Here is a 3,588-nt window from a genome sequence, read left to right as displayed (position 1 = left end):
TGCTCGCGCGCCAGGTCCGCATCAGACATGTCGACCTGCGTGCTTGGCTCTTTCTCGTGATAGACGTGCGCCCGTTCCAGCGCCAGATCGATGAAGCCCGTGGCAACACCGTTTTCCCATATCGGTATCTGTCGCAGTACCAGCGGTACATCGGATGCAGGCTGCAGAATGTTTAGAACATCACGAATGCCGCGGGTACTTTTGTCAATCTTGTTCAAAAACAAAGCCCGCGGAATGGAGCGGGCTTCAAGGGCTTTCAGGATCAGCTGTAAGGCAGGAACCTTACGCTCATCGTCTTCAGCCACCACAATAACCAGGTCGGCCCCGCTGAGTGCGCCGTCCATTTCTCCAAGAAACTCAACAGATCCGGGGCAATCCACAAAGATGAATTTGTCGCCGAGATAATCGGTTTCAGCAAAATTCAATTCAACGCTCATGCCATGGGCACGAGCTTCCGGGGACGCATCTCCGACAGTGTTTCCATCTGCAACGGTCCCCTGACGCGCCACCTTTTCGGTGCGCGCAAGGATCGCTTCAAGCAGGCTGGTCTTGCCGCTGCCAAACGGGCCAACCAGTGCAATGCACTTGGGTTCCCTGCCGCTGGTATGATCCTGTCCATTTTTGGCGTTTGCCATACTGTGCCCTCCGTGTGTTCGAGTATGTCTCGCAACAACGCGGCACGGCCGGCGAATCTGGACGCGGGGCCGCCGCGTCTCGCCCGTTATGATGTGAAGGCCAGTAGCCCGGCTACTCGATTCACCGAGCCCGTTTTTGGATGAAGGCACTTCAGCCTGGGCGGTAGTCCATCGTCGCGCCGATACCATCGTCAACGCAAGACATTCTTACACCGCAATGCAATAATTCATCTTGAGACTTATCAAGCTTGCGGCAATATGCCTGCACCTTATGTACTGATGTACAGGAACTGCGGGTGTGCGACGTCCAACACCGGAAAGAAGCGAAAAATGCTGACAGCCAAACTCTTGAAAGCCCTGATAAGTGGATCGGTTTCATTGCTGCTTGGGTTGACCGTCCTTTGTGCAAGTAATTCGGTGTCAGAAGCCCAAACAAATCAATTGCGCGGGCTTCCGCAATCCGGGAGCAGCCAGCTGCCGTCTGCCCAGCAGCAACTCAATCAGAATCTCAATCGCCAGCAGAACAATTTCTCAACGCAGCAACGGATCGACAGTAACAACCGCCTCAATCAGACGAACCAGATCAATCGAAACAACGGTCAACGTCGTCTCCCGCCCTGCCCAAGTGCCAATCTGTCCTGCAAGAATTGACGCAGTCTGATGTCAGATGGCAAAACGAGACGGTCGCTTCCTGAAAATCAGAATACAGCCCCGGGATGATCGCCCCGGGACACACATGTATCCAAAAAGAACCGATCAGTTTGGCTCGACTTCGTTTCCGTCGCGAGTGATTTTATCAACGCCCGAGGTAACCCAGCGAGGGTGCTCCTTCAGGCGGCGCGGCTCCTGACCGTCCCAACGCGCCATCACATCATCCCGGTAATAATGGATAGAGTATCCAAAGCGCGGATCAGGCGTTTTGTTTGCACCGCTCCCATGCACCGTTAGCCGGGAAAAGGCGACAGCATCACCAGCGCGCATCCGTACTGGCAGATAGGTTCCGATATCGTCGCCCAGAGACTGGTGCCCATCTCCCTGCCCCGCATTTTGTGAGGTCAGCGTGCCATCCAGATGCGAACGTGGTTGAATGCACAGACATCCGTTTTCCGGGGTCATATCAACCAGCGCGAACCAGATGTTGAGGCCATCCAAACCGTTGGTGAACTGTGTGTAATTGTTGTCCTGGTGAAAGTGGAATTTGCCGCCACCGCCGCCGCTTTTGACTGCAGTGAACGAGAAATAGAGGTTAGCCTCACCGCCGAGCAACTGCGCGGCTACAGAATTGAGACGTTCACTATTCACAAGCCGGTCAATTGTCGTTCCATTCAGATATTGACCCGTCTGAAGCAGTTTGGACTGTACACCGGCAGCCTGCTTCAACTCTTCATCAGACGTTCCGAAGCCATGCAGTATTTCCCTGACATCTCCACGCGCTGCTTCAGTGGACACGGTGTCAAGCATATTCGGGAGCAGCAACCAGCCTTCTTCTTTGTAGGATTTGATCTCCATTGGATCGAGTACGTATTCGGGTAATACATCGTGTTCCACCATTGCATCCATTTTCCCCTCCTTTAGAATATCGGAAATCTGCGCTTACGTTGACGCCAGTCAGCGTTGATCAGCAACGAGGAGATAACACCAGACCTCCGATGTGAAATGAATGGACAGCCTGAGCCTTTTTTTGCACTATATGATCAATTATGAGCACTCAACTAACATTCATGCATTGCAATTACGTCCCCCAATGCACAGCAGTCGTCGACAAGACATTCAAAGGCTATGCGTCTGTTCAATTGATGCTGTCAGGCTCAATTGATCTTTATTACGACGATGTCCATTACCCTTTGTCCGGCGCATGGATCTGGACAGCATGGCCCGGCCCCCGGATACGCTTCCAACGAGCTGCCGGTGAGGCCTCCTGGAGCCACCGTTATGTCGCCTTTTACGGGGACAAGGTTTGGGACTGGGTCGAAAATGACCTCTTCCCGTATCATCCAATGCCGGCCCCCGAGCCAGACAATGACGTTCGGATTTTCGATGAACTCTTGCGTTACACTGGGCGTACGGATCCTCTGGGACAGGAGCTCGCAGCGACCCATCTGGAATTGTTCCTGAAGCGACTAAAGGATCAACCGACAGATCGCTCAGCGACCGACCAACTGGTTCACGAGGTCAAATTCCGGATGCAGCTGCATGGCCACCCAAACCCTAACTATGCGCGCATAGCCGAAGATCTGAAAATGGCTGAAAGCACACTGCGCCGACGTTTCTATCGAGCAACAGGCACCGCGATCCATACCTATTTTCTGGAAGAAAAAATCGACCAAGCCAAATCCATGCTGACCAACAGCAGAATATCGATCCAGGAAATATCAGACAGGCTCGGCTATCGAGACGTGTTCTATTTCACCCGCCAGTTCAAAAAACATGTCGGCACACCGCCGTCGACCTTTCGCAACAGTGCGCAAACCTGACTGAATCCAAGGAAGGTTAGCTCTGTTTTGGCCGGATCCGTTTGAGTAGTTCCCAAACAGGTAAGGCGGTTACACCACCGATGACACCGGAGATATATCCGGGGATGGGCCAATCCAGACCAGCTGACCAGATCACGCTGGCGATGTAGCTGACTGCCAACATGGCTATCAGAGTTATCAGCAAACGCTGCCAAAAAGGTAGAAGCACTTTCATGCCATGCTCCGAAATTCATGAAAATAAACTAGAACGCCCTCCAATCTATTGGGAACGTTTGTGAATTGAAAGCCTGCAGGCTGCTCCACGACAATAAAAAAGGGCGGCCATAGCCGCCCTTGCTTCTTCAGCCTAAAGCTGAAAAATTATTTCAGATTTCCGCAGAACCGCTGAATGCGTGTGCAGGCTTCTTCGAGAGCTTCAGTGGACGTTGCATAGGAAATCCGGAAGTTCGGGCCAAGGCCAAAGGCAGAGCCGTGAACCA

The 3,588-nt window shown here is 52.8% G+C and carries 5 protein-coding genes; 2 read left to right on the top strand and 3 right to left on the bottom strand.

The window, feature by feature from the left end; genetic code table 11:
- Window positions 1-635: GTP-binding protein (locus ABJN75_RS07940; RefSeq protein WP_348438485.1), on the bottom strand; the 635-nt coding region annotated here is incomplete at its 3' end.
- Window positions 636-965: 330 nt separating this feature from the next.
- Between ABJN75_RS07940 and ABJN75_RS07935 the strand changes: the two genes are divergently transcribed.
- Window positions 966-1,286 (top strand): hypothetical protein, encoded by a 321-nt coding sequence (locus ABJN75_RS07935; protein WP_348438483.1) that lies wholly within the window; start codon window positions 966-968, stop codon window positions 1,284-1,286.
- Window positions 1,287-1,391: 105 nt separating this feature from the next.
- On the opposite strand, the gene ABJN75_RS07930 is transcribed toward ABJN75_RS07935, so the two are convergent.
- Window positions 1,392-2,195 (bottom strand): phytanoyl-CoA dioxygenase family protein, encoded by an 804-nt coding sequence (locus ABJN75_RS07930; RefSeq protein WP_348438481.1) that lies wholly within the window; start codon window positions 2,193-2,195, stop codon window positions 1,392-1,394.
- Window positions 2,196-2,335: 140 nt separating this feature from the next.
- Here ABJN75_RS07930 and ABJN75_RS07925 point away from each other — a divergent pair, with 140 nt between their 5' ends.
- Window positions 2,336-3,109 (top strand): AraC family transcriptional regulator, encoded by a 774-nt coding sequence (locus ABJN75_RS07925; protein ID WP_348438479.1) that lies wholly within the window; start codon window positions 2,336-2,338, stop codon window positions 3,107-3,109.
- Window positions 3,110-3,125: 16 nt separating this feature from the next.
- On the opposite strand, the gene ABJN75_RS07920 is transcribed toward ABJN75_RS07925, so the two are convergent.
- The gene (locus tag ABJN75_RS07920) at window positions 3,126-3,323 is read right to left on the bottom strand and encodes a hypothetical protein (protein WP_348438477.1); all 198 of its coding nucleotides are present in this window, start codon (window positions 3,321-3,323) and stop codon (window positions 3,126-3,128) included.
- Between the last annotated feature and the right edge of the window lie 265 nt (window positions 3,324-3,588).

The organism is Hoeflea sp. (assembly GCF_039975035.1).
GTDB lineage: Bacteria > Pseudomonadota > Alphaproteobacteria > Rhizobiales > Rhizobiaceae > Hoeflea.
Note: the sequence above shows the minus strand (reverse complement) of the source record. Positions and strands in the feature narration are given on the sequence as shown.